Raw genomic sequence first — 24,708 nt, 5'->3', positions numbered from 1 at the left:
ACCGTTATGAACAACATTCCATTAGTTTTTTGGCTCATCCCGATAGCCAGCATCGTGGCATTGGGAATGGCATGGTATTTCTTCCGCTCCATGATGAATGAAGACGAAGGAACCGACAGAATGAGAGAAATTTCGGGCTTGGCAGGCTTCTTCGGCATGAAGACAGCCACCTACGCTTCGGCACCACTGCCTTTGCCATGAACAGCGATATGCAGCTTCGTGCCGTTATAGCCCCTATGATTATCGCCGCTATCGGCATCTTCCTTTCGCTCATCGGCATCTTATCAGTACAGGACTTTACGGCATTGGCATCGCGGCCGTAGGTATGCTGTCAACGCTCGGTATCACCCTTGCTACGGATGCCTACGGTCCTATCGCCGATAACGCCGGAGGTAATGCCGAGATGAGCGGATTGGGCAAGGAAGTTCGTGAGCGCACCGATGCCCTCGATGCCTTGGGCAACACTACGGCAGCCACCGGCAAGGGCTTTGCCATCGGTTCAGCCGCTCTCACGGCATTGGCACTTCTTGCCTCTTATATCGAGGAGATTAAGATAGCTATGATTCGAGCCGTGGAGAATGGCAAGCAGTATATGGATGCTGCCGGAAATCTCTTTGATCCTACGAGTGCCACCACCATCGATTTCATCAATTTCTTCCAGGTGAATCTCATTAATCCGAAGGTATTGGTAGGTGCCTTCCTGGGAGCGATGGCTGCCTTCCTTTTCTGCGGATTGACGATGGGAGCCGTGGGCAGAGCTGCTGAATCCATGGTTCGGGAGGTTCGCCGCCAGTTCAGGGAAATCAAGGGAATCCTTGAGGGGCAGGCTGTGCCTGATTACGGAAGATGTGTGGAGATTAGTACCCGTAGTGCTCAGCGCGAGATGATTGTCCCATCGTTGCTGGCCATTATTATTCCTATTGTAGTAGGTTTGGTTTTGGGTGTAGCCGGCGTATTGGGACTTCTTACGGGCGGTCTGGCTGCCGGATTCACGCTAGCCGTATTCATGTCAAATTCTGGAGGCGCATGGGATAATGCGAAGAAGATGATAGAAGAGGGCAGTTTTGGCGGCAAGGGTAGCGAGAACCACAAGGCCACGATAGTGGGCGATACGGTGGGCGATCCGTTTAAGGATACATCGGGTCCATCGTTAAATATTTTGATAAAACTGATGTCGATGGTAAGCATCGTGATGGCGGGTTTGACCATTGCGTTCTTGTAAGACAGAGGTTCGTTGTCTCGTGCCGATTATACCTCCCAGCATTACTATAGTCTTTCTTCTGAGATTCTGAATCATCGTAAAGATTATTATCAATATCTGGAGCAGGCTCAGAAGGGTGCTCTTGATGTGACGCCTTGGATTCAGTGGTTTTTGCAGACATTGAAGTTAGCGCTGGAAGCTGCTTTTGCAAAAACAGAAGGAGTATTGCGCAAGTCCAGGTTTTGGGATGCGCATCGCACGGTTTCCATCAACGAGCGTCAGCGTAAGGTTCTCAACATGCTTTTTGATGGTTTTGAAGGCAAGTTGAATTCCTCCAAATGGTATAAGATAAATCATTGTTCTCAGGACACGGCCAATCGTGACATCAAGGATTTGATAGCCAAGGGTATATTGAGACCCACAGGAGAGGGTGGCAGAAGCACCAATTATGAGTTGTTTTTTCCTTGATAAAGCGTAGGGCTTCTTGGTTGCAAGAACGTCTCTTCGTGGTTGCAAGTACGTCTCTTTTAGGGCTCAAGTATATCTCTTTCGGGGTTCAAAAAGGTCTCTTTCGGGGTTCGGGAAGGTATCTTCTTGACTGTTGCTACTAGGCTCAGCAGACCTGCTGAGCCTAGTAGCCAGGTCTGCTGACTGCAGTCAGCACGTCTGCTGAGCCTAGTGGCAACACCTTTAAAGCGTACAACTACAACCTGAATAGTCGTACGAGTATACACCTCTTAGTCGTACGACTGTATACCCTTTAGTCGTACGAGTGTATACCCTTTAGTTGTACGACTGTATACCCTTTAGTTGTACGACTATCTTTGTGTGAAATAAATAGACATTCTGTTGCCCTCTGTGCGATTTCTCGATGAACGCTTGGTGAGGCAAAAAGCGTTACGTTACGGTTGTGACAGTTTTTCTCGCACCCCTCTTTCTTTCGTTATATAGAAGGAACTTATATATTATATATATAAGTTATTATATACTACTTACAGATTGAAACTTGCAAAAAACGGGGTACCCCCTTCGAAAAAAAACTGTCACAACTGTAACTGTAACGTTTTTGAGTAAAATGAGAGCAAAAACGCACTAAGCTTTTCCAGATATCATCTCATAGAGTTCCTGGTATCATCTCATAGTTTTCTCACCCAAAGATCTATGAGTTTTTATTTTTAACTGAATCCGTCGCAAATGTTAATTCCGTTTAACAGAACTGTGCAGGGTGTTTTTTGGTGGTATCCGAGAAAAGTTGTACCTTTGCACCGTCATTCAGAGAAATCGTCCCCCTCTGATTTTTTAGAAAGCCAAGAGTTACTTACCATTCCTTCATTGCTCGCTACTCACTACTCACTAAAAAAATGGACAGGGAACATTAAGTATCGTAAAGTAAAGTGCACTCCACGGAATGGTAAGAACGCAGGTAAGTAACTTTTGTATTGACTACAGCCATTGGTACGTCGCTCGGAGTAATGAACTGCATGTGAGTTAAGGAAAAGTAATGAAAGCAAGCAAAAGAGTTAGGTTAGGTTTAGCAATGCTGCGTTTCGCAGCGTCGCTAGACCTGACTTTTTTTGTTTTTTCGCTGCTATCATTATTCTCAAGCCACAGCTAATCGTGACAAGCATAATCAAGCATTTGATGCATAGGACTAAAAAAGAGTATATAGCTGTAAACCAGAGTGTTAATCCACATGATGCAGCGAAACGCTGCGTATGGGTAGAGACAGCCAACTGGTAGATACAGTAAATTAGCCAGACCTACCTATTCTAGTGACCCTGTAAAACGCAGGGTCACTAGATTTAAAGTATTGATAGCCAGTAATATATACTTTTAATCGTTAGGATTTACTTGTACTAAAAACGTTACATTACAGTTGTGACAGTTTTATTTTGGCCTCCTATAACAATATATGTTAGCATTCCTAATAGCTGTGTATAGCCAATATTCTGAAAAAAAAGTATGAGAAAAGTAACGTAAGTGGAATCTTTTTTGTACTTTTGCATTTGAAATAAAATACAAGGCTTATGAAATCGAGATTCTTAACAAATTATACAGAGACAACCTTCTTGTCAACCATTCAGATGAACTTGCGTCGCTGCAAGGCATTTGATTTCTCGGTCAGCTTTATCAAGAAAGCCGGCTTGGTACTCCTGTCTAAGGACATCAAGGCTGCTGTAGAACGTGGAGCCAAAGGAAGAATCATCACTTCTACCTATCAGAACTTCACGGATGTGGAATCTTTGAACTTTTTCATGAGCCTGACCCGATATCCCAATTTTGAATGCCATCTGGATGACGAATGCTTCCACGATGAGAAAAACTATTCTACCAATGGATTCCACTCCAAGGGCTATCTCTTCGAGATGGAAGATGGAATCGAGATGATTGTTGGGTCATCTAATATCACCCGCTATGCTTTGTTGAAAAACATAGAGTGGGATTTGGTTGTAAACTGCGACCGTGATACCGAGGCTTATCTTGATGCAATGAATGAGTTTGAAAATCTTTGGAACCAGACTTATGAATTATCACAGGATAGAATCAAGGATTACTCTACAAAACTCAGTTTTGCGATAGAGCGTTGGGATATGGATTACGATATGGCGAATTCCGATATCAAGCCTAACTATATGCAGCGTAAAGCACTTCGTGAATTGAATCGTTACCGTGCCATCGGACAGGAGAGGGCTTTGGTGATTTCTGCTACAGGTTCCGGAAAAACATATCTGGCAGCATTTGATGCGCTCAATTTCAACCCAGACAGATTACTCTATATTGTGCACGAGGGCTCTATCTTGAAGAAATCTTTAGAGACATTCCAAAAGGTATTTGGTGGCTCTAAAACTTGCGGCTTGTATAATGCGGAAGCAAAGGAAACAGAAGAAGATTTTCTGTTTTCTACCAATGTATCTATGTGTCGCTCACTCGAACTCTTTGATAAGAAGGAATTCGATTATATCATCATCGATGAGTGTCATCATGCTGTTGCGGACAGTTATCGGAAAATCATCGACTATTTTGAGCCAGAGTTCCTGCTGGGTTTGACAGCTACCGAGAACCGTATGGATAATCAGGATGTAGTAGAGATTTTCGGCAATAATATCCCATACGAGTTGCGACTTCGTGATGCCATCATCAATGATCTGATTGTGCCATTCCATTATTTCGGCATTCGTGACGAACTGGTTGATTATGGCTTGACAGCTTCAGGAGAACGCCGTTTGATTTCGCAGATTTCTACACCGGAAAACTGTGAGTTTATCCATAAACAGATTGAAAAACATCGTATGGAAGGACAGAAACTGAAGGCTCTGGCTTTCTGTAGAAACATCCAGCATGCTAGAATGATGGCTGATAATCTGGGTGATTATTATCATACTGCTTTCTTGAGTGGTAAGAACAAGACCGGTGAACGTATTCGTGCTTATAATGATTTGCAAGATGAAAACCGGGATTTGGAAATCCTGTTTGCTGTAGATATCCTGAACGAGGGTGTGGATATTCCTGGTGTCAACATGGTGCTTTTCCTGCGCCCAACGGAATCGAGTACCATCTTCTTACAGCAATTGGGTCGAGGACTTCGTAAGTATGCCAACAAGCCTTATGTTACGATACTCGATTTCATCGGCAATAGCTATAAGCGTAGCGTTCATATAGCCTTGGCACTTGGTAGTCTTTCCCGCAATTCCATCTTGGAAAAGAAACTCTTGAAGTTTATGGTAAGGAATGATTTCAAAAGTTTGGGCTTGGATGATTATGGTGTTGAGATACATATCGACGATCTTTCTAAAGAAGAAATCATTGACAAGATAGAGAGCGAGAATTTCAATCGCATCAACTATCTGAAGATGGATTATCAGAATTTCAAGGCATATCTGAAGACTCCGTCTTATCCATCGCACATGGATTATATGAATAGTGATTATGCTCCTAATCTCTTGAAATTCATGAAGATAAAGATTGGTTCCAAGAAAACCAATTCTTATTATGGCTTCTTGAAGGGTATAGAGGAAGAGGATTTGCCTGTATTCTCAGAAGAGCAGATAGCTTGCATCAACTATCTTTCAAGTCTTTTGCCTTTGGTAAGAGAACACGAGTATTTGATAATCAGGAATTTACTGAACGGAGAGACTACGTTATCGCATATAGAAGCCAATATCCAGGAGGAGATCCCAGGTTTCAAGTATGAGCAACTGGAGCACGCTTTGCGATTCCTGGAAGATGGAAATGCGGTGAAGATAAAAGAGAGTGAAGTGCATTTGTGTGGTGAAAGAGAACAGGAATATGAGGCATATCTGCAAGATTTGCTCAACTATGGGCTGACGCAATATGAGGCAAGGTATGCTGACACGAAAGAAGATTTCCTGTTATGGCAGGATTATCGCCAGGACCAGGTGCTCTTGAAGATATTGGAGAATCCGAAGCACAATCAGTATGGCACTTACTATAAGAATGGCAATATGTATGTTTTTGCTGGTTTGAAGAAGGATGCTTCCCTGGATGATCATCTGAAGTATAATGACAAGTTCTTGGCTCCGGATATTTTTCAGTGGGAAAGTATTGCCCATATTTCTGCCAAGGATGAGGCTTTGCAGCGGGCTGCCAAAAGGGTATTAGTATTTGTGAGAAAGGTGAGTGCCGAGAATGGTATCACTCTGCCATATACCTATATCGGAACAGGGCATTTGGAGAATCCAAGAAAGGAAGCAACGACGAATGGTTCCATATTGTATGATATTCACATGGACAATCCGTTGCCGCAAGAATTGCAGGAGGATTTCCAGTGGATGGAGTAAATTATATTTTAGGAGAATAGACAATGAAACATTATAATGTAGTAGCAGCCGTGGTTTGCCATGATGGCAAGTACCTCTGCATGCAGAAAGGCAAGACGAAGTTTGAATATACCAGCTATAAATGGGAGTTTCCTGGTGGCAAGATAGAACCTGGTGAAACTCCTCAGCAGGCGCTGGCTCGTGAGCTGATGGAGGAGATGGAGTATCCTGTTGAAGTAGGAGAGGAGCTGGTGACCGTGAATCACGAGTATCCTGATTTCTCAATAACCATGACTGCTTATCTGTGTACTCCAAAAGCTGAGGCTGATGGGTTCAAGAGAAGGGAGCATGCTGATAGCAAGTGGTGCAGCCCTGTAGAGTTGAAAAATCTCGACTGGGCTGCAGCGGATGTTGGGGTAGTGGAAAGTATCTTATAATAGGCTAGTCAATCTTGCCGTTAGTTGATAAGGCAAATTCCTCTAGATGGAATTTCTCCTTGGCAGCCTCTATTATCTCTTCTTTTAGCTTCTCATCAGAATTGTTCTTTTCGAGTGCAAGTATCAGATAATCATTGTCTTTTGAAGGAGAAAAGATTTTGCCGATAAGCATTCTGAAATGCCTGCTGACAAATTCTTCTACTTGAGTACCTTCTTTTGGCGTGAGGCGATAGAACTCATATCTTTCATCCAGCATTTTCTGGATTTCATCCCGGAACATCTTGCGAACTCTGTTTTTCCACGAGAATTTCTGGTGCTCATTATGACGGGCATACAGAGATACGACATAGAGAAAGTTTACATCGTAATGGAAGACTAGGAGGGTGTCTCGATCGAACAGGCGGTCGTTGAAATGCTGGGTGTTGAAGCACTTCTTTTCCCTGTCGGTTGACGAAATCTGGTCTGAGAAAGAGAGATTCTCTGCCATCTTTGCGCTGATGAAGAAGTTCGGAATGATGTTGTAGCCTTCCGTCAGGTCATCGCGAAGCTTGGGTACGTAGCCAAAGTTACGCTTGTCGTATTGCAGTTCTTCATCGTCCTTATCGTCGTTCATAAAGAGGTTCAGGTTCCACTGGATGATGTTTCTGGCGTACGTAAACTGCTTATATACAGATTCTTTTCCGATGGCATGGCCCAGCTTGTAATATTTGCTGTCACCGATGTAATAAACAGGCTCTGGGTCTCTGCTTGTAATGAGGTTCTGGTAGGTGTACAAATGGTCTATGCGTTTGCCATCAGCTTGTTCTTTCAGACCAGCTGGGATGTTCTTTTCTCCCAGAAGTTCATCAATAATGGCTTCGAAAACGATATTGAAACTCTTAACCAGAAGATACTCTTTACGTTCCTTCTGGATGTTCATGCGCTTGGCGTTGTCAAAGAAGTCATAGCATAACTGCCAGAGATATAATGCTTTATCCGAAAAGTACTTGTATTTAATCTGGAGGAGTCTGGTCTTTCCTAATCCATCAAGATATGTATTGAAGCGATAACCTTTGATCAACTGGAAATTGCAGTTGATATGATTGGTGAAACCATATCTTTCGCTGATATAGTTCAGGATAGAATAGAAAATAATCAGTAACTCTTCATCGAAGTTGATCTGCTTCTTCCTGTTGACAGGATGGGTATAAACAGGGCTGTTTTTGCTGATGATGGCACTCGTGGTGGCTATGGTCTTTGACCAATGAATGCGGTTGTAACCGGAATGGATGTTCTTCAGGATGAAGAAGATGAAATCCTGGTTATGCTTGTTGAAGTCGATGAGAGCCAGCAGAATATCGAGGAATGTGTTGTTGATTTGTCTGGTACTTTTTCCGAGACATGCTATTTTCTGGTGATATACAATACCGTTTCTGGTGGTATTGTTGTAAACCTCGATGGTGCGGTAAATCCAGACAGAGAACTCGTAGATGAAGTCTTTCTCGTGTTGAGAAAGAGGGTTGTTCTGGTTCAGGTTGACGATGTTTTCTGGGGCGTATTTGCCAAAAACTCTTTCGCCTTCTGGAGTGTCTTCCAGCAGTACCTTTGGTAAAATAAAGACGCAATCGTTCAGTTGGGTATTGTAGTAATACCCAACATAGTTAACGCTGACGTTGCCATCAATGTCCTGCATGGCGTCAATGCCGTGCAGGACATCCCTGATCTGTTCAGCCTGATACTGATGTTCTTCTATGAGGATTCTCATGTTATGTTATTTTACGGATTCAACAGTACATCCTTTTGATTTTGCTAATTCAATAATAAGATCGATATTATCTATGCCCCATTGTGTTGTAAAATAAAATTTGACGTTATCTATTGTTGTTAAAGGATTATCGTCGTACCAACGTTTACCTTTGTCATTTTTATGTTTCTCTTTCCATTGAGGATAGTCCTCTACCTTTATAACTATTCTATCAGTCTTCTTCGGATTGATAAATCTGGTTATATCTGCTAAAATTTCAGAATATGTCTCTTTCTTATTATTAACCAGATATTCTATTATGGCAAGAGCCGTTTCTCCCTTATTTAGGAGTTCGCTGCTTCCATTAACTCGATATTTCGTCTTGTCGTATGAACGCTGATTGCTATTGGTATTATTGTTAAGTTCCAAATCTGATTCGTTTTCGTATGAATCATCAGAATCCTCTTCTTCTGAAATGTATTCCTCCACTCCCAAATTCTCCAAGAACTGCTTAACGATAGCTATATCAACGTTAGTCTTGCCGTTCTTATCCTCGTAGAATCGGTCGAAAGACAGAATCTTGCCTTCTTCATCCTGAAAGTCCTTGTCATCGAAACCATAGTCTTTAAACACATCATTCCAGAGATAGAAGATAACCTTACTTACGAATAAATCGGCATCGATTTCACCATCTTTTGCCTTGCAGAAGAAATAGCCGAGTTTCTTGTCTTCAGAATTGGTAAGTGAACCTATCAACTTGTTGACCTGGCTGACGAATGACCACCAGTCGTATTGCCTATCACCCGTGTTGATATACCAGTTGAGTTTAGCGTTGGTTTCTTTGTCACGTCCTTCACGAATAGGCACATACTTCCAATCCCAACGACGTTTAAAGGCAGAGTCAATAGGGAAGAGGCTCTGGTCGCTGGTATTCATTGTTGCCCAAATATAGAGGTTTGAAGGCAAAACAAGTCGTTCTCCCTTCATGATGAGGCCTATCATATTGGCTTCGCCATAGAGCTGATTGATTTTGTCTTTATTCGTAATCTCCCATCCTTCAAATTCCTTTTTAAGATATTTCTGCATATCCTTATCTGCAACGATAGGATAATCAGAAAAACCATATTCGTTGCGATCGAGCAATTGGAACAGGTCACCAAAGATCTGGGCACAATTTCCTCTGTTTATTTCTTCGATGATAAGATATTGCTTTTTGCCGGATCCAAGTTTCTTCCACGCTTCAACATAGGCTTCGAGAAAAGCCTGAGGAATGAACTTGTAGGCAATTCTGTCTTCCTTTACAACCTTTCCGGTTTCCTCATCAATAACCTTTTTGCCATTACAATCTCGGAGTACAACTTCTTCTGTAATAGGTTTATAAGTACCTACAAAAGAGGCGTAATCAGAGTCTGGATGGAATGTGGTACGAATAACATCTTCACCAAAAGTCAAATCCTTGATGGTCTTTGATTTACCTGTACCAGGAGCGCCATAGTAAATCTGTTGAAGAGTAAGATTTGAAGGAGCCTTTATCTTTTTAGCTTCATTCTGGAAAATTTCTTTAGCGTAAAGAAATCGCATGTATGTCTTTAGGGCGTTAGAATACTGGTTACTGCCAGTTTTCTCATACTGCTTGAATTCTTCATTGTTGTTAAGTGAATCAATTATATCTTGTAGTTCTTTGGTATGTACACAAGAGTAGATATCAAAGGAATCAACTCCTTTGATTTTGGCTACAGTTTCATTGATGCGCTTAAAGTCACTATAGTTGTTGACACTTTTTGGTGAGGTAGTGCAATTCTTAATGAAATTTTTATATTGTTCTTCTGTTGTCATATTTCTACAGTTTATTTTGCTGCAAAAATAAGAAATATTTCTCTTTTGTGCAAGTTTTTGGTCTTTTTCTTTTGTGTTTTCGTGAGAAAAGATTCATTTACGGATGAAAATAGTGGATGGATTGAAGAAATCCTTTTAAAGATTGAGTAAGATGTCTGTCTATTGGTGTCCCCCATCTATCGTTCCGCTATCACTTCAATCCCATCTTTCTCAATTTCCTTGAGTAGGAAGGGATTGAGGTGCTGATGCTTCCGGATAATATCAACAGGATTGTCTAGAAGTTCTTCCAAGTATGCCTTCAGACGTACTACTAGAAAAAACTTGGGTGGCATTTCTACAAAGACATCTACATCGCTTCCTTCGTGGTGCTCGTTTCTTGCAACTGAGCCAAAGAGACGCAAGGAGGTGATGCCGAAGGTGTTCTGCAGTTCTTCGGCATGAGAAGCGATGAGAGCTATGTATTCTTCCCTTGTCTTCATTTTAGTTTTCTTGTTTTTAGAATGCTTTTCCCTTTCAGGGCGTGTGGGGGTAAGATGGCTCTGGTATAAACTACTGCTTAGTACCCTCTCTGTTTCTCGTAAATGAAATCATCGGCGATGTAGCCATTGCTCATAAGATACAAGCCGGTGCGCTTATCGTGGAGCTGTGCACAGGTCTTGCTGCGATAGAAGAGATCAAGAGCCAGGGCTGGCGAAATCTCGAGGCGCTGTGATAGTTCGTATGCTACGCCTCCTATCTGATAGCTGAGAATCATTTCTTGAATCTCAGGCGTCTTGGTGTTGATCTGTTTATATTTTTTCTGTTCCATTATAAACTAAGTATTTATTGATGAGAAGCTTTCTTCTCCCAATTAGTTAGACACTCTATGACATCTTCTATAAGATACTCTCTACTTTCTGTATGGAGCGTATCATAGTGTGGCAGAATGAATTTGTTGATTAAATCAACCTTTCTCATTCTTTCGTATATCTCGATATATGGCACCCCGAGCTTTCTTGCGGCTCCCTCAACACATGACGCTGCGAAGGCGAGCTTGATTTCTTCTAGTGGTAATTGTATTCTGTTGTTTTCTTTTTCCATTTTTCGTCCTTTCCTCTTAATCCTATAAAGATAATGCAAAAATAAGAAATATTTCTCTTTTATCAAAACTATTCTTGATTATCTTTTAATCTCTTTTCCAATTCCTCTATAGTCGGCATAGAAGACTTAAAGTCTTTCGGAAAGAGTTTGGATAGTTGATATTCTGATATTCCCATCGGTTCCTTGTATGATTCCAAGGCGTATTTCGCCACCACATTGTCTTTGTCCTTGCAGATGAGCAAGCCGATGGTCGGGTTGTCTATATCGGTCTTGAACTGATGGTTAATGGCAGATACATAGAAACTCAGTTGCCCCAAAAACGATGGATGGAACGACTGGGCTTTTAGCTCTACGACCACATAGGCGTGGAGGTGGGTATTGTAAAAAAGCAAATCGGGGAAGAACTCCTGTTGACCTACTTCCAAACGAAATTGTCTGCCCATATAGGAAAATCCCTTTCCAAGTTCCAAAAGAAAACGAGTAACGTTGTTTACCAATTCATTCTCAATGTCACGCTCGTCATACTTCTCCCTAAGATTAAGAAAATCCAACTGATAAGGGTCTTTTGTTATCTGTTGCGCTAAGTCACTCTGCACAGCAGAGAGCGTGGATTGGAAGTTTGTGATGGCTTTGCCGTCACGCTCATAAAGGTCGGTATCAAGCCAGTTGAGAAGAGCGTCACGTCCCCAATTGTTCTCCCAAGTCTTTCTTACGAAGAACAGGGCTTTGTCCATATCATCCTTGCATTTGTCGATGATACGGCGATGATGATCCCAAGGAATGAGAAAAAGCATCTTGAAATCGTCCGCAGCTTGCGGACGATTTTTGTTTTGTTCTGCAACTGTTTGAATATCAGAACCAATTAAGTGTTCTGTAAAATCGTCAGCAGCTTGCTGACGATTTGCTGCCAATGGAGCATAAAGCTTATAAAAGTAGCTCATGTACTTCAAGTTGGTTGGCGAGAATCCCTTCACCCCCGGCATTTCATTTTTCAAATCTTGACTGAGATTCTTGTAAAAACCAGAACCATAATTGTTGGTATATTGCTTAGCTTCAATGTCTCGTCCCAGCTTCCAATAGAAGTCTAACAGGTAGCCATTAGTAGCGCAAGATGCCTTTAGGCGATGGCTGTAGAATCGTTCCTTGAGTTCTACGAGCCAGTCCTTATAGTCGCTATCATCATGAAGGACTACTGATAAGTCTATATTTTCCTTTGCCATCGTTCTTTCTTTTTATTTGCTGCAAAAATAAGAAATATTTCTCTTTTATGCAAGTTTTTGGGCTTTTTCTTTTCAAGGAGTTACATAACGAGTGGCTGCAATGTGGGTTAAGTTTTATATCTCTTCGCAACCCACCATTTCCGCTCCGCGGTAGATGACCACCAGCTTGTGGAGCTTTGTGGTCTTTACCGCCTCTCTGACCATATCACTGTCCGCATAGCGAGAGATTTGAGCTGAAGCCTCCTCGAAGAGCTTTTTCACTTGCTCATCGGTGGTTTGGCTCTTGCAATATTTCAACTCGATGATATATGAATCCACCATGTCCTTGTAGATGTCACAGAGCGGAGAGAGGAAGATGTCGGCATAGCCGCCGTCATTGTCCAGTTCTGAGATAGGGCGATAGAACTTGTTCTGGCTCGTCATCGCCAAGGTGAAGCCATGCACGAAAGCCTCTCCCTTCTGCTTGTCTCGCTGGGAGGAGTACTTCTTCAGGCAGTCGGCAATATACTCAAAGTATGGCTTGAATTGTCCATCGTATGCCAGTTTGCTCTCCAGTTTACCCTTGCTATATCTATCATATACCAAGTCATTCTCCTTGTAGGTGTCGAGCAGGTAGGTGTACATCTGGTCACGCACCACCTCATTCGGGATGATGAACTTGGTCTCACCCTTGTATGTTCCGTCTATCGTCACCATGCCGAAATAGAACAGCAGGCTGAGGAAGTTGTCTGGGTCGTTGATTCGCTCGGCAGGGAAGTTCTCGTTGAGCGTACCTGTCACGAATCCCTGGGTTACCAACTGCTGGATGATGCTGGCGTCATGGGCGAACTCCTTGTCGTGGCGGATAAGCATTCGCATCTTGTCATAGTCGATGCGGATGTTGGTCTCCACCATCTTCTTAGGGATTTGGTATTCGCTTCGGATGTAATTATCTACGAAGTTGAGCACCATTACCGAGTTGTACATGGTGGTCTCACCATATCTCTCCTCGGCAAAGCAATAGTTGTCGTACCAAGGCTTCATCACCTTGATCAGTTCATCGGTGGTGTGATTGAACGGCAGGACGCTGCCGTAATAATCCAGCATCTCTCTCACTTCTTCCTCGGTAAATCCCGTCAGTTCATTGAAGTCAGGTGAGAGCGAGTAGTTGGTTCCGATGTTGAATCCGCTGGTCAGGTCATCCATGGTCACAGGGCTTACTCCCGTGACGAACACTCTGCCCAGGGTATTGCCAGCCGCACCCTTGATGGTGTTGAAGAACTGGCGCAAGTATCCCTCACCGTGGGTCTGGTTGCGATACCTCACAAGATGCTCCTCATGGGCGAGAATCATATTGGTGAAGTTGTCGTACTCATCGATGAAGAGATAAATCTTCTTTCCCACCTCCTGGCACTTCTGGCAAAGAAATCTCAACTTGGATACCGCATCAGGCTCCTGTTGCAATCCTTCCTTGGTACCAGTAGGAAGAATATGTGCATAGATGTCACAAAAGAAATTGAACACAAGGCGACAATGGTTGTCCAGTCCATCCTTATAATCATCCAATCCTGCTGCTACCTCGGCAAAATTGAGGTGGATGATGAGATATGTATTATGCTCCGGTGTAGGATTCTGACCGATGTAAAGCTTGCCAAAGATTTCCTCAAACTTGTCTTTCTTATTGATATCATAGTAATTCTCAAGCATGGAGAGAGTAAGGCTCTTGCCGAAACGGCGAGGGCGAATGAAGAAGAAATACTTGTTGGATTCTTCTATTTGCTCTATGAAAGGAGTCTTGTCCACATAGTAACAATCCTCCTTTATGACATCCTCAAAATTCTGCATGCCGTATGGTATGCGTTTGCGATAAATGCGCTTTGGTCTTACTATCATAACTCAGTTTGATTATTCGTTTTTGAATCTGATGGCAAAGATAACACTTTGTCTCCTAATCTCCAAAACTTTTCACGAAAAACTTCTACCATACAGCTAGAATATTTCTCTTTTATGTAAGTTTTTGGGCTTTTTCTTTTGTGTTTTCATGAGAAAAGATTAATTTTGTATCGAATGGTGTATACTAATAAATACAAAAATCCCCTGATGAACTCCGATGGGGGAGTTGTCATCAGGGGATTCTTTGTATCCTTATTTCTTTTTATTCCATATATCCTTTTCCTTTTCAGATCTTTCTTTTATCTGATGCTTTCGCCTGCTTCGCTATAGCCTTCCAGCATCCTGGTGCTGGTGATGGACTTGCGGGAACAGTAGTCGAAATCTACCTTCTTGTAGCCTTGGCTTGAACGCCAGCGGATGGTGAGCTTCACCGTCTTGCCCTTGGTATCTGGCAGGGCTTCGTTGAGATTGAAGGCTACCAGGGCATCACGCCAGTAGTTCTGAGGGTCGCCATTTACGTTGTGACGAAGCTCTACCTCGTATGGATTCTCTGGATTTACTCCTGTTACGAGATTGATGTAATGAGGCTTCTGACCTCCCCAGAGAGCACGGAAGCGGAGGGTGAGATAGCCATCCTCGGCTACGGTTACCCAGTCGCGAACGATATCTACCTGGTTGTTGCCATATTTCTCGCTGTTTGCTTCGTCGGAACCCAGAGATGGCACTGGCTTCTTGGTCAGAATGCTGTCTATCCAGTTTACATGAACCACCTGGTTGTAAAGGTCGCTCTTCTCATTGGTGACGGAGTAGTTGACGAGTGCACGCACCTCTTTGTCGCCGAATGGCTTGTTGAGGTTCTTGGCGAGCAGCGTGGTGTTGTCGTCGAGCTGCAAATAGCAGGCATCGCCATTCTGTTTTACTGTTACCAATGCGTTTGGTAAAATACGATCCCAATCGGTGTCATCGTCGTTGTTGCACGATTGGAAGGTGAGGGCTGACAGGAGCAGTGCCACTGCCAGCCACGCCTTCTTGAACTCTATTTTTCTCATACTTATTCTTTTTCCTTTCTTGTTTATTTTTTCACTATTATCTATTAGAACTAGAGTACACGTGTTGATTCTCTCTTTAGATGTTCTGTCTGTAAAATAACGAAAGAAGGAAAAACTTGCGTGAGATTTAGCAAAAGAAAGTTAAAACGAAAGAAGGGGGATTATTGACTTGCTGAATAAATGGAATAATCTGGCTTGACGGATAAAAAAATGGGGATTTATTTTGTAGTGTCTCCGTTTTGCAGTACCTTTGCAGCAAGATGTTGCAATCTGTAATAAACCAGATGCTGCTATCTATAATAATAGGTATATGAATAAGATTATAAAAAAGATATTTAGATCCATATTATATGTCGTGGGCGTCGTGGCGCTTTCGATGGTGCCCGATGTGTGGCTCTGGCATATCGGAGTGGACGAATGGCCCCTGGCGCTTGCCATCCTCTGGTGGGTTCCTACGCTGCTCATCCTCCTTGCCGAGGTGGGGTTGCAGCTGGGCAAGTTTCATCGCACATCCGTAAGGGTGCTCTTTACGCTGATTCTTTTCTCCGTGATGCCGAAGGTGGTGTTCATCCTCTTCGATTTCATCATGCCTTGGTTCTTCGCCATCTTGCCGGCACTGGCTTTGATGGGGTGGTTCCTCTTTGGCTTCGTGGCGGGATGGAAACGGCTGGAGGTGAAATACATCACTTATTCATCGCCCGATCTTCCTCCTTATTTCGACGGATACAAGCTTCTGCATTTCAGCGATTTCCATCTGGGTACCTTCCCTAAGGGTTCTGACTTCGTAAAGCAGGTGGTAGAACGTGCCAATGCCGAGGGGGTGGAGATGATGCTCTTTACCGGCGACCTGGTGAACAATGATGCCAGCGAGGTGGAGGCTTATGTGGATGAGTTGAAGAAACTGCATGCGCCCGATGGCATCTTCTCGGTGTGGGGCAACCATGACTATTGCGAATACAATACGCATCATGGCATCAGGGATTTGAGAAAGAATAGACGACTGCTGTTCAGTCTGCAGGAGCAGATGGGATGGCACCAGCTGATGAACGAGCATTTCACCATATCGCATGGCATGGCTTCAATAGAAATCATTGGTGTGGAGAATGCGGGACAACCGCCGTTTACCAACCGCAGTAATCTGAAGAAGGCGATGAAGGGGGTGGAGAAGGATGCCTTTAAGATTGTGCTGACCCACGACCCGCATCATTGGCGCAGAGAGGTGCAGAAGACGGGTGCCCACCTGACACTGGCTGGTCATACCCATGCCGGACAGTTGAAGATAGGCAATCTGACTCCTGCTAAGATGGCTTTCAAGGAGTGGGGCGGCGAATACTGGCTGGGCAGGCAGCTGCTTTATGTATCGGCTGGCTTGGGCGGCTCCTTCCCGTTCCGTTTGGGAGCATGGCCGGAAATGACCGTGATTACCCTGAAGCGAGAGCTACGATAGTTAAAAACTGGCGCAAAGTGTTAAGCCTTGGTAAAAAAGGCGAGAAAAACAGATTAATTTGAAAAATCATCGCTTAAAAGTTTGGTGATTCAGAAAATAATCGTAACTTTGCAATAGTTTTCGCATATATTTGGGCAAATGGGGGGTGTCGAGAGATTGTACTCCATTTGTTTTTTTTAGTAAAAAGTTCAAAGTTTAAAGTTCAAAATAAAAATGAAGATTCCAGTAGAAGAACAATATAAATTCGTGAAACTTTCTCTCCCTGATGGAAGCAAGGCCGATGGTCATGCCGTATTGCTGCATGCCTGCTGCGCCCCTTGTTCGTCTGCCATCGTGGAGTGTATGCTTCGTAATGGTATGAAGCCTACGGTGTATTTCAGCAACAGTAATATCTATCCGCAGCAGGAGTTTGAGATTCGCAAGCACGAGCTGATGCGATTCCTGGAGGCGCAGGGCGTGCCATACGTGGAGGATGAGTACGACCATGAGGAATGGCTTGCCAACATCAAGGGTTTGGAGAATGAACCGGAAAGGGGAAGCCGCTGCTCGGCTTGTTTCCTCTATCGCCTGAAGCATGCGGCTAAGTATGCGCAGGAGCATGGCTTCCATCTGCTTACCACTACGCTGGCTTCGTCGAGATGGAAGAACATCAGGCAGATTGATGCTGCCGGACATATCGCCGTTGAGGGATGCCCAGATGTAGAGTGGTGGGATATGAACTGGAGAAAAGGCGGTTTGCAGAATCGCCGAGGAGAATTGTTGAAACAGAATGAATTCTACAACCAATTGTATTGCGGTTGTGAATTCAGCATGAGATAAGAAATCGCCCTGAAAGGCAAAAGCATTGTCTATCGAAAGCTTTTGCTCTTTCAGGGCGAATAGTTTTATATAAAAATCTGTGTGAATCTGTGAAATCTGTGGGACTTAAGAAAGACCAGTAATCTCACCATTTACCACGTCGATGCGCTCTGCCTGTGGGCTCTTTGGCAAACCTGGCATTCGCATGATAGGACCAGCGATGACTACAATCATCTCGGCACCCATGTTGACAGTGATGTCGCGAACGTGGAGCTCGAAACCTTCTGTAGGACCGTATGCCTTGGCATCGGTAGAGAAGCTATACTGGGTCTTGGCAATACAGATAGGGAACTTCTCGGCACCCAACTTCTTGATTTCTTCAATCATTGCCTTGGCAGAATCGCTCAGGGTTACGCTGCCGGCGCCATAGAGGTTGAAGGCTACATCCTCAATCTTCTTCTCCACTGGCTCATCGTCATCGTAGGTGAAGTAGAGAGGAGCAGATGGATGCTCATCGATAGTCTTCACTACCAGCTCTGCCAATTCCATCGCACCCTTGCCACCCTCGGCGAAGGCACTGTTCACGGCGAAACCGCAACCCATCTCCTCGCAATGCTTGCGCAATACATCAATCTCTTCGTCGGTATCGGTGGCAAACTTGTTGAAGGCGATAACCACGGTCTGACCAAAGCTCTGCAGGTTCTTCACGTGCTTATCGAGGTTCCAGTAACCAGCCTCCATGCCAGCTACATTTGGCTTCTTGATATCTTCCTGAGCTACGCCACCATGCATCTTCAATGCCTGGAGAGTTACCACGAGCACAGTGAGGTCTGGCTGCAGACCGGTCTTGCGGCACTTGATGTTGTAGAACTTCTCTGCACCGAGGTCGGCACCGAATCCAGCCTCTGTAATGGCATAGTCGCCATACTCCAGAGCGGCAGCAGTAGCCATCACTGAGTTACAGCCATGGGCGATGTTGGCAAACGGACCGCAGTGAACGAAGGCAGGAGTGCCCTCTGTGGTCTGAACCAGGTTTGGCTTCAGGGCATCGAGGAGCAGAGCCACGATACTTCCGCCTACACCCATGTCCTTGACGGTGAATGGTTTGTCATCCTCAGTGATACCGAGGAGAATATTGTCGATGCGACGACGCAGGTCGTCAACGCTAGTTGCGAAACACATGATAGCCATGATTTCAGAAGCAGGAGTGATATCGAAGCCAGCCTCTGTCTCGATGCCGTTCTTATCGCCGATACCGGTGATGATGCGGCGGAGACCACGGTCGTTTACGTCCATCACACGGCGCCAGAGAATTTTCTTCAACTTGAATCCCTCTGCCTCGTGCTGGAAACGATAGTTGTCCAGAAGGGCAGCAATCATGTTGTTAGCCTCGGTGATGGCATGGAAATCGCCAGTGAAATGGAGATTGATCTTATCCATAGGCAAAACCTGGGCGTAACCGCCACCGGCAGCACCACCCTTCATGCCGAAGCAAGGACCCAGAGATGGTTCGCGAAGAGCCACTACAGCCTTCTTGCCAATCTTCTGCATACCCAGGGCGAGACCCACAGATACAGTGGTCTTGCCATTACCAGCCTTGGTAGGACTGATAGCGGTAACGAGGATAAGGTGATGATTCTTGAACTTGTTAGGATCGATGTCGCCAGTAGTAATCTTGGCAATGTAGCGACCATAGTTTTCAACCTGGTCTTCATGAATTCCTAGTTCTGCTGCTACCTCATTGATAGGGCGCAGTTTAACTGATTTAGCTATTTCAATATCTGTCAACATAAATAATGAATTTGTATTTGTGGTGCAAAGATACGCAAAAGTATTCAGATTGCGGCATAAGAAAGTATAAAAAAAACAAAAGGGGCAGAATATCAGGCTTTATCATGATTTATAGGGAAACTAATGATAAAGACTGATGAATTTGAATCATCATTTATGGTGATAAACCGAGTGAAATCAAATCATTATTTCTAGGTATTGCGAAAAAGTCTAAATAGTTGTATCTTTGCAACCCAATTTGAAATAATAATAAACAGTATAAATAGTAATAAGTAGTAATAAATAGAAATAAAACATGATGAAGACAAAAAACTTGGGAATGACCATAGGGTCTATATTGATTATCTTGTTGTTGATGCCTTTGGGCCATGCGCTGATGATTATCATGGAGCATACCATGCAGCCTGCCACCTTGCATTATTCTGCCTTTGCCATGGGTTTCGTGGGACTGGTGATTACCATCTGGGGCGTATTCGTGAAGGGTGATACCAAACAGACCGTGTTCGGTATGGCGGGTGCCCTGCTGTTCTGGACCGGCTGGGTGGAGTTCCTGCTGGCTTATTATGCCCAGCGCTATGGTGTGCATTGCGACCTGGTGGGCAATGGCGTGGTTCAGACTGCTACAGAATATGTGAATGGCATCGGCGTGCATCATACCTATACCATCAACGGCACTCCGCTGGAGGAATTCAGCCGTGCGGAACTGAAGGAAATTCGTGGCTCACGCCCTGAATATCTCATTATGCCAGCCACTTTCGGCATGTGGATGATGTTCCTGGTGATGTATATATTCTGCACCAAGACGGGCTGCAATTTCATCCGTTGGATTCAGAACCATTGCGGCGTGAAGAACCATGTAGAGCTTCGTCCGATGGCTCATCATGCCAGCATAGTTACCTTTATGGAGTGGAACATCATGATGTGGGGCTTATACCTATTATTAATGTTCTGCTACGACCCGGTGTTCCTCGGCACCACTCATCCTGTGACTTATGCCATCGGCATCCTCTGTCTCATCGGTTCGGGCATGATCTTCAAGAAGCAGTTGTACATCGGTCATTGGGGTAGAAACCTGCGCATGTCGCTTGCCAACGTCATCGTATTGTGGACGGCTGTGGAGATTGCAGCCCGCAACGGATTCTTCAAGGAGATTTGGGTGGATCCGGGCAACCATGTTGCAGAGATGGTGGGCATCCTGCTGGTGTTTGTAGGATTGATTCTCGGTTTCTGGTTTTACAACGCCAAGGATAACGGGGGAGAGATTGAAATAAAGGAGTAAGAAGCTTCTTTCGAGTTGCTTCTTTCATTGGGTACCTAAAAGTAGGTATTGATGAGAATCCTTATTTATGGGTATTGCAGGTATGGAGGAAACTCCGTACCTTTGCACCCCAAAAACGATAAGTGAAACAAAATAGATATAATAATTTTAATAAACAAATAATAGAAAATAGAATAGATATGAAGAAATTCTTTACTCTCGTCTTTGCCACCATGTTGGCAGGTAATATGATGGCACAGATGCATGGTGCCTTGACTTTTGCTGGTGCTTCAACCATGAGCGTGTTGACTCAGAATACTGAGAATGCCAGCGATACCGTAAAGTTTGAAATGGCTAGCATGAGTGCTGGCAACATCACGCTTCCAGCCATGAAGGGCATGGCTACCATCCCTTCTTTCACCATCAAGAACGTAGCTTTCACCAAGGGTGACAATCATGTGATTACCATGGCTGAGCAGCCTTTTGAAGCTCAGGTTACCGTGGATGGCGTTGAGAAGGCTATCAAGGGCTCATCAGTATCTGGCACCTATAACATGGCAGATAACTCGCTTACCTTGAAGGCTGTCTTCCAGTATGGTGCTATGCCTTTCCCTATGACTTACAACATCAAGTCATATTATGTAAAGGCTGTTACCAGTGCTATCACCGTGAATGTAGGCGGCATGTTCCCTTATGCAAACGAGGGTGTAACCTACAATGTGCGCAAGTATATGGATGGCGACGTGCAGAAGGTGGATGTTGAGATTCCTACCTATAAACTGGACAACACCTTGATGGGTAACCTGACGCTGGGTACTTACACCGTGAAGGGCTTGACCTACGATGAGGAGAAGGGCGGTTTCTACCGTGATTACAAGAACGATGGCTTGAGCTTCCACTTCACCGCAGAGAAGGATGGCAACAAGTCCATGGACGGTGAGTATGGATTCAATACAGCGAAGGATAACAACATCCTCGTGAAGTATGACGGCAGCAAGATTACCGACATCGTGAACACCTTCCAGATGGGTGCCATGCCTTTTGGCATCGTTTCAAGCTTCAATAGCGCGGCTACCGGCATCTCTTCTGTCAAGAACGATGTTCAGAAGAAGAACGATGGCAAGATGTACAACCTCAACGGTCAGGTTGTCAGCGAGAGCTACAAGGGTGTAGTCATCGTAAACGGCAAGAAATATTTCAAGAAATAAAACTGAAAGATTTCAAGAAAGCGATATTTCGCAGGAAATAGAGTATCAATTATCAGACAAACAAGAATAGATGACGAATTGGATAAAAATGAATCATCTGAAAATGACCGTTGCAGGCTTGGGCATGCTGATGCTTACTGCCTGCAACGGTATTTTTGATGATATATATGATGAGCCGGAAGAGATTGTGCCGGCTAAGGGACAGATTGTGATGAATGCCACCAGTTGGACCGACTGGTATTACATTGATTTGCCTCGGTTGCAGAAACTGACGGAGGCTGGCGATGAGGCTGCGCTCTTGAAGGCGCAGACCGAGTTTGAGGCTTATCCCATCCCGATGACTGCCACTGGCGAGAAGGATGAATCGGAAGCCGGGCATGCTGCTGCCACAGCGGGCAGAAAGGCTGGACAATATATGTATTGGTTTGATGTCTTCGGCGAAGGCATCAGGAAGAATACTTTTACTTACTTTGTGCCTACTGCTGAGCAGACTGCTCCAAGCGAATGGACTCTTGCCATTCATCGCAACAATGTGCGTACCAATGGCGGAGCCGTTCTGGAAACCAGCTATACTTCCATGGATCAGTTGCCTGAAACCAGCGAAGCCTTCCATAACAAGCAGTTTACCGAAGATGAATGGTCGGAGAATGAGGTTTGGGACAGTCAGGAGCAGATGCTTCTGGGTTCCGTGCCATCGCAGGGCATCGCCATAAACAAGGTGTTGTCTTCCTGGCTCTCGATGGAGATTCCACCGATGCCGCCATCGTTCTCGCTCAACAACCATGTGTTCATCCTCCGACTGAAGGATGGTACCTACGCCGCTATCCAGCTTGAGAACTATCTCTCACCAAAGGGCGTAAAGTGCTGGATGACTATCAATTATAAATATCCATATTAATTATAAATATCCATATTAATTGTATCCTTACGAAAACAATGAAGAAGAAATATCTGTTATACTCGATATTATTAGCCAATATGGCGGCTCTTCCGGCTGGCGCAGCGCTTTCTGCCAGCGCCGACAATGTGCCTACCCATGACAATGTGCCGGGCGTAGACCAGAAGAGCATCCGTGACTCCCTGGCTTTCGAGGCCTATCTCGATTCCATCAGTCGCCAGTTTGACCTCACCGAGGTGGTGGTTACGGGCACCCGTACCCCTAAGTTCCTGAAGGATACACCTATCCAGACCCGAGTGATCGGCTCCAAGGATATCGCCAGGCTCGATGCCACCAATGTGCAGGATCTGCTTCAGCAGGAGTTGCCGGGCGTGGAGTTCTCTTATGCCATGAATCAGCAGACCCATCTCAACTTTTCCGGATTCGGCGGTCAGGGAGTTCTCTTTCTTGTGGATGGCGAGCGACTGGCTGGAGAGACGATGGATGATGTGGATTTCACCCGATTGAACATGGACAATGTGGAGCGCATCGAGATTGTGAAGGGTGCGGCTTCTGCCCTTTACGGCAGCAATGCCACGGGCGGCGTCATCAATATCATCACCAAGAAGGGTAAGAAACCCTGGACGCTGAATGTGAACGGCAGACTTGCCAAGCATAACGAGCAGCGATATGGCGCTTCCTTCGGACTGAACAGCAAGCATTGGAACAATATGTTTACGGCAAATTTCAACCGTCTGGATAATTACAATGTGCATAGTGCCGAAAATCCCGTGACCCGCGTCATTGCTACTGTTTATGGCGATAAGACAGCCAACTTCAAGAACCAGCTGGTATGGAGTCCAACCCAGAACTTCAGTCTCACCGGTCGGGCCGGCTATTTCTTCCGCGAAACCGTGAGAACAGCCGATTTACCAGAGCGTTATCGTGATTTCTCGGGTGGCTTGAAGATGAATTGGGATATCACTACAGATGATGCCTTGCAGTTGAGCTATGCTTTCGATCAATATGATAAGTCTGATTATCAGAAAATTCGCCATCTGGATATCCGTGACTACAGCAATGTGCAGAACACATTCCGCCTGCTCTATAACCACGCATTCGAGGGCGGCGACGTGCTGACCATCGGTTCCGACTATATGCACGACTATCTGATGAATACCAATTTGAGCAATGGCACCCGCAAGCAGGATACCTTCGATGTATTTGCGCAGTATGACTGGCGCATCTCTGAAAAATGGGAGATGGTGGGCGCCTTGCGCTACGACTATTTCTCGGATGGCAAGGATTCGCATGTTACCCCGAAGCTGAATCTCCGTTATACCCCGATACGCAATCTCTCGCTGAGAGCAGGTTACGGTATGGGCTTCCGTGCCCCATCGCTCAAGGAGAAATACTACAACTTCGATATGAGCGGCATCTGGATTGTGGAAGGTAACGAGCATCTGAAGGCGGAGGTGAGCCACAACTTCAATCTCTCTGCCGAATACACCAAGGGACATTACAACTATACGGCATCCCTCTATTATAATAAGGTGAAGAACAAGCTGTCTACATCGGCTCCTTATTTCAAGAGTGTAGAGGATAAGCTGCCTTATCTGCCTTACACCAATCTGGATTCCTACAGCGTGTGTGGAGGAGAGGTAGGCGTGCAGGCACGATGGAACAACGGTTTTTCTGCCCGCTTCACCTATGCCTATACCAAGGAGCAGCTGGCGAAGGATAAGGATGGCAACACCATCAACAACCAGTATATTCCGACTCGTGAGCATGCCTTCAATGCCCGCATGGATTACGACCATCAGTTTAATAAAAACTATGGACTGAACATCGGATTGAGCGGCCGCTATCTTTCGGGCGTAGAAAACGTGGAGTATAAGAATTATTATAATGTAAGCGAGGGAACCCTTACGGTGAGCTATCCTGCCTACACCATCTGGAAGCTTTCGCTGGTGCAGCGCATCGGCAAGGCGGTGAAGGTGACTGCGGCGCTGGATAATCTCTTCGGTTATAAGCCGAAGTATTATTATCTGAACAGTCCTATCACCGATGGCGTGAATCTTCAGGTAGGATTATCTGTAGATATTGACAAGTTGTTTTAAAAGAGGCGGGTCT

20 protein-coding genes and 1 pseudogene are annotated in these 24,708 nt (G+C 44.7%); 12 read left to right on the top strand and 9 right to left on the bottom strand.

Annotated features, from left to right (window positions below):
- Positions 1–6 precede the first annotated feature (6 nt).
- From KUA49_RS17655 to KUA49_RS12225, 6 genes and pseudogenes are all read left to right on the top strand, one after another.
- Complete coding sequence (locus KUA49_RS17655) at positions 7–201, top strand: hypothetical protein (protein WP_412178582.1); 195 nt, start codon at positions 7–9, stop codon at positions 199–201.
- Positions 198–323 carry a hypothetical protein gene (locus KUA49_RS17650; RefSeq protein ID WP_412178580.1) on the top strand — a complete coding sequence of 42 codons (126 nt, stop codon included), beginning with the start codon at positions 198–200 and terminating at the stop codon, positions 321–323. The genes KUA49_RS17655 and KUA49_RS17650 overlap by 4 nt, the downstream gene beginning before the upstream one ends.
- Positions 284–1,222: pseudogene (locus KUA49_RS12240) on the top strand (sodium/proton-translocating pyrophosphatase); the annotation flags it as partial. The gene KUA49_RS17650 and the pseudogene KUA49_RS12240, both read left to right, overlap by 40 nt.
- 12 nt (positions 1,223–1,234) lie before the next feature.
- On the top strand, positions 1,235–1,669 hold the full coding sequence (locus KUA49_RS12235) for a Fic family protein (RefSeq protein WP_218411837.1): 435 nt from the start codon (positions 1,235–1,237) through the stop codon (positions 1,667–1,669).
- Between the two features lie 1,559 nt (positions 1,670–3,228).
- Positions 3,229–6,000, top strand: coding sequence for a DUF3427 domain-containing protein (locus KUA49_RS12230; protein WP_218411836.1), 2,772 nt, complete (start codon positions 3,229–3,231; stop codon positions 5,998–6,000).
- 23 nt (positions 6,001–6,023) lie between these two features.
- Positions 6,024–6,416 (top strand): (deoxy)nucleoside triphosphate pyrophosphohydrolase, encoded by a 393-nt coding sequence (locus KUA49_RS12225; protein WP_218411835.1) that lies wholly within the window; start codon positions 6,024–6,026, stop codon positions 6,414–6,416.
- A gap of 4 nt (positions 6,417–6,420) precedes the next feature.
- Here the strand turns inward: KUA49_RS12225 and KUA49_RS12220 are convergent, their stop codons facing one another.
- The 8 genes from KUA49_RS12220 to KUA49_RS12185 all read right to left on the bottom strand — a co-directional run bounded on the left by KUA49_RS12220 (position 6,421) and on the right by KUA49_RS12185 (position 15,196).
- A complete protein-coding gene (locus tag KUA49_RS12220; protein WP_218411834.1) occupies positions 6,421–8,160 on the bottom strand; it encodes an LlaJI family restriction endonuclease in 1,740 nt (579 codons plus the stop codon).
- A gap of 6 nt (positions 8,161–8,166) precedes the next feature.
- Positions 8,167–9,975 (bottom strand): AAA family ATPase, encoded by a 1,809-nt coding sequence (locus KUA49_RS12215; protein WP_218411833.1) that lies wholly within the window; start codon positions 9,973–9,975, stop codon positions 8,167–8,169.
- Between the two features lie 176 nt (positions 9,976–10,151).
- Entirely contained in the window at positions 10,152–10,454 is a 303-nt protein-coding gene (locus KUA49_RS12210) for a nucleotidyltransferase family protein (protein ID WP_218411832.1), read from the bottom strand.
- Between the two features lie 77 nt (positions 10,455–10,531).
- The gene (locus KUA49_RS12205; RefSeq protein ID WP_117588197.1) at positions 10,532–10,783 is read right to left on the bottom strand and encodes a hypothetical protein; all 252 of its coding nucleotides are present in this window, start codon (positions 10,781–10,783) and stop codon (positions 10,532–10,534) included.
- A 14-nt stretch (positions 10,784–10,797) separates the two neighbouring features.
- Complete coding sequence (locus KUA49_RS12200) at positions 10,798–11,055, bottom strand: DUF3791 domain-containing protein (protein ID WP_203050532.1); 258 nt, start codon at positions 11,053–11,055, stop codon at positions 10,798–10,800.
- Positions 11,056–11,123: 68 nt separating this feature from the next.
- Entirely contained in the window at positions 11,124–12,275 is a 1,152-nt protein-coding gene (locus KUA49_RS12195; protein WP_218411831.1) for a PDDEXK nuclease domain-containing protein, read from the bottom strand.
- A 114-nt stretch (positions 12,276–12,389) separates the two neighbouring features.
- On the bottom strand, positions 12,390–14,147 hold the full coding sequence (locus KUA49_RS12190; RefSeq protein WP_218411830.1) for an ATP-binding protein: 1,758 nt from the start codon (positions 14,145–14,147) through the stop codon (positions 12,390–12,392).
- A gap of 299 nt (positions 14,148–14,446) precedes the next feature.
- The gene (locus tag KUA49_RS12185; RefSeq protein ID WP_218411829.1) at positions 14,447–15,196 is read right to left on the bottom strand and encodes a NigD-like protein; all 750 of its coding nucleotides are present in this window, start codon (positions 15,194–15,196) and stop codon (positions 14,447–14,449) included.
- A 310-nt stretch (positions 15,197–15,506) separates the two neighbouring features.
- Here KUA49_RS12185 and KUA49_RS12180 point away from each other — a divergent pair, with 310 nt between their 5' ends.
- On the top strand, positions 15,507–16,643 hold the full coding sequence (locus KUA49_RS12180) for a metallophosphoesterase (RefSeq protein ID WP_218411828.1): 1,137 nt from the start codon (positions 15,507–15,509) through the stop codon (positions 16,641–16,643).
- A 213-nt stretch (positions 16,644–16,856) separates the two neighbouring features.
- A complete protein-coding gene (locus KUA49_RS12175) occupies positions 16,857–17,462 on the top strand; it encodes an epoxyqueuosine reductase QueH (RefSeq protein ID WP_218411827.1) in 606 nt (201 codons plus the stop codon).
- Between the two features lie 105 nt (positions 17,463–17,567).
- Here KUA49_RS12175 and KUA49_RS12170 read toward each other — a convergent pair whose 3' ends face one another.
- Complete coding sequence (locus tag KUA49_RS12170) at positions 17,568–19,232, bottom strand: formate--tetrahydrofolate ligase (protein WP_218411826.1); 1,665 nt, start codon at positions 19,230–19,232, stop codon at positions 17,568–17,570.
- 298 nt (positions 19,233–19,530) lie between these two features.
- Between KUA49_RS12170 and KUA49_RS12165 the strand changes: the two genes are divergently transcribed.
- The 4 genes from KUA49_RS12165 to KUA49_RS12150 all read left to right on the top strand — a co-directional run bounded on the left by KUA49_RS12165 (position 19,531) and on the right by KUA49_RS12150 (position 24,695).
- Positions 19,531–20,511, top strand: coding sequence for a hypothetical protein (locus KUA49_RS12165; protein ID WP_218411871.1), 981 nt, complete (start codon positions 19,531–19,533; stop codon positions 20,509–20,511).
- A gap of 179 nt (positions 20,512–20,690) precedes the next feature.
- On the top strand, positions 20,691–21,698 hold the full coding sequence (locus tag KUA49_RS12160; RefSeq protein WP_218411825.1) for a calycin-like domain-containing protein: 1,008 nt from the start codon (positions 20,691–20,693) through the stop codon (positions 21,696–21,698).
- 88 nt (positions 21,699–21,786) lie between these two features.
- Complete coding sequence (locus tag KUA49_RS12155) at positions 21,787–22,596, top strand: HmuY family protein (RefSeq protein WP_218411824.1); 810 nt, start codon at positions 21,787–21,789, stop codon at positions 22,594–22,596.
- Between the two features lie 38 nt (positions 22,597–22,634).
- The gene (locus KUA49_RS12150) at positions 22,635–24,695 is read left to right on the top strand and encodes a TonB-dependent receptor plug domain-containing protein (protein WP_256624759.1); all 2,061 of its coding nucleotides are present in this window, start codon (positions 22,635–22,637) and stop codon (positions 24,693–24,695) included.
- Positions 24,696–24,708: the final 13 nt, after the last annotated feature.

Origin of the sequence: Segatella copri (assembly GCF_019249655.2) — a bacterium.
Lineage (GTDB): Bacteria > Bacteroidota > Bacteroidia > Bacteroidales > Bacteroidaceae > Prevotella.
This window is presented reverse-complemented; position numbering and strand designations above follow the sequence as displayed.

Excerpts from the sequence above, each read along its gene's own strand:
- KUA49_RS12190 (WP_218411830.1), bottom strand. The coding sequence starts at position 14,147 with ATGATAGTAAGACCAAAGCGCATTTATCGCAAACGCATACCATACGGC.
- KUA49_RS12170 (WP_218411826.1), bottom strand. The coding sequence starts at position 19,232 with ATGTTGACAGATATTGAAATAGCTAAATCAGTTAAACTGCGCCCTATC.
- KUA49_RS12155 (WP_218411824.1), top strand. The coding sequence starts at position 21,787 with ATGAATCATCTGAAAATGACCGTTGCAGGCTTGGGCATGCTGATGCTT.
- KUA49_RS12225 (WP_218411835.1), top strand. The coding sequence starts at position 6,024 with ATGAAACATTATAATGTAGTAGCAGCCGTGGTTTGCCATGATGGCAAG.
- KUA49_RS12205 (WP_117588197.1), bottom strand. The coding sequence starts at position 10,783 with ATGGAACAGAAAAAATATAAACAGATCAACACCAAGACGCCTGAGATT.
- KUA49_RS12215 (WP_218411833.1), bottom strand. The coding sequence starts at position 9,975 with ATGACAACAGAAGAACAATATAAAAATTTCATTAAGAATTGCACTACC.
- KUA49_RS12230 (WP_218411836.1), top strand. The coding sequence starts at position 3,229 with ATGAAATCGAGATTCTTAACAAATTATACAGAGACAACCTTCTTGTCA.
- KUA49_RS12165 (WP_218411871.1), top strand. The coding sequence starts at position 19,531 with ATGAAGACAAAAAACTTGGGAATGACCATAGGGTCTATATTGATTATC.
- KUA49_RS12175 (WP_218411827.1), top strand. The coding sequence starts at position 16,857 with ATGAAGATTCCAGTAGAAGAACAATATAAATTCGTGAAACTTTCTCTC.
- KUA49_RS12185 (WP_218411829.1), bottom strand. The coding sequence starts at position 15,196 with ATGAGAAAAATAGAGTTCAAGAAGGCGTGGCTGGCAGTGGCACTGCTC.
- KUA49_RS12200 (WP_203050532.1), bottom strand. The coding sequence starts at position 11,055 with ATGGAAAAAGAAAACAACAGAATACAATTACCACTAGAAGAAATCAAG.
- KUA49_RS12180 (WP_218411828.1), top strand. The coding sequence starts at position 15,507 with ATGAATAAGATTATAAAAAAGATATTTAGATCCATATTATATGTCGTG.
- KUA49_RS12160 (WP_218411825.1), top strand. The coding sequence starts at position 20,691 with ATGAAGAAATTCTTTACTCTCGTCTTTGCCACCATGTTGGCAGGTAAT.
- KUA49_RS12195 (WP_218411831.1), bottom strand. The coding sequence starts at position 12,275 with ATGGCAAAGGAAAATATAGACTTATCAGTAGTCCTTCATGATGATAGC.
- KUA49_RS17655 (WP_412178582.1), top strand. The coding sequence starts at position 7 with ATGAACAACATTCCATTAGTTTTTTGGCTCATCCCGATAGCCAGCATC.
- KUA49_RS12210 (WP_218411832.1), bottom strand. The coding sequence starts at position 10,454 with ATGAAGACAAGGGAAGAATACATAGCTCTCATCGCTTCTCATGCCGAA.
- KUA49_RS12150 (WP_256624759.1), top strand. The coding sequence starts at position 22,635 with ATGAAGAAGAAATATCTGTTATACTCGATATTATTAGCCAATATGGCG.
- KUA49_RS12220 (WP_218411834.1), bottom strand. The coding sequence starts at position 8,160 with ATGAGAATCCTCATAGAAGAACATCAGTATCAGGCTGAACAGATCAGG.
- KUA49_RS17650 (WP_412178580.1), top strand. The coding sequence starts at position 198 with ATGAACAGCGATATGCAGCTTCGTGCCGTTATAGCCCCTATGATTATC.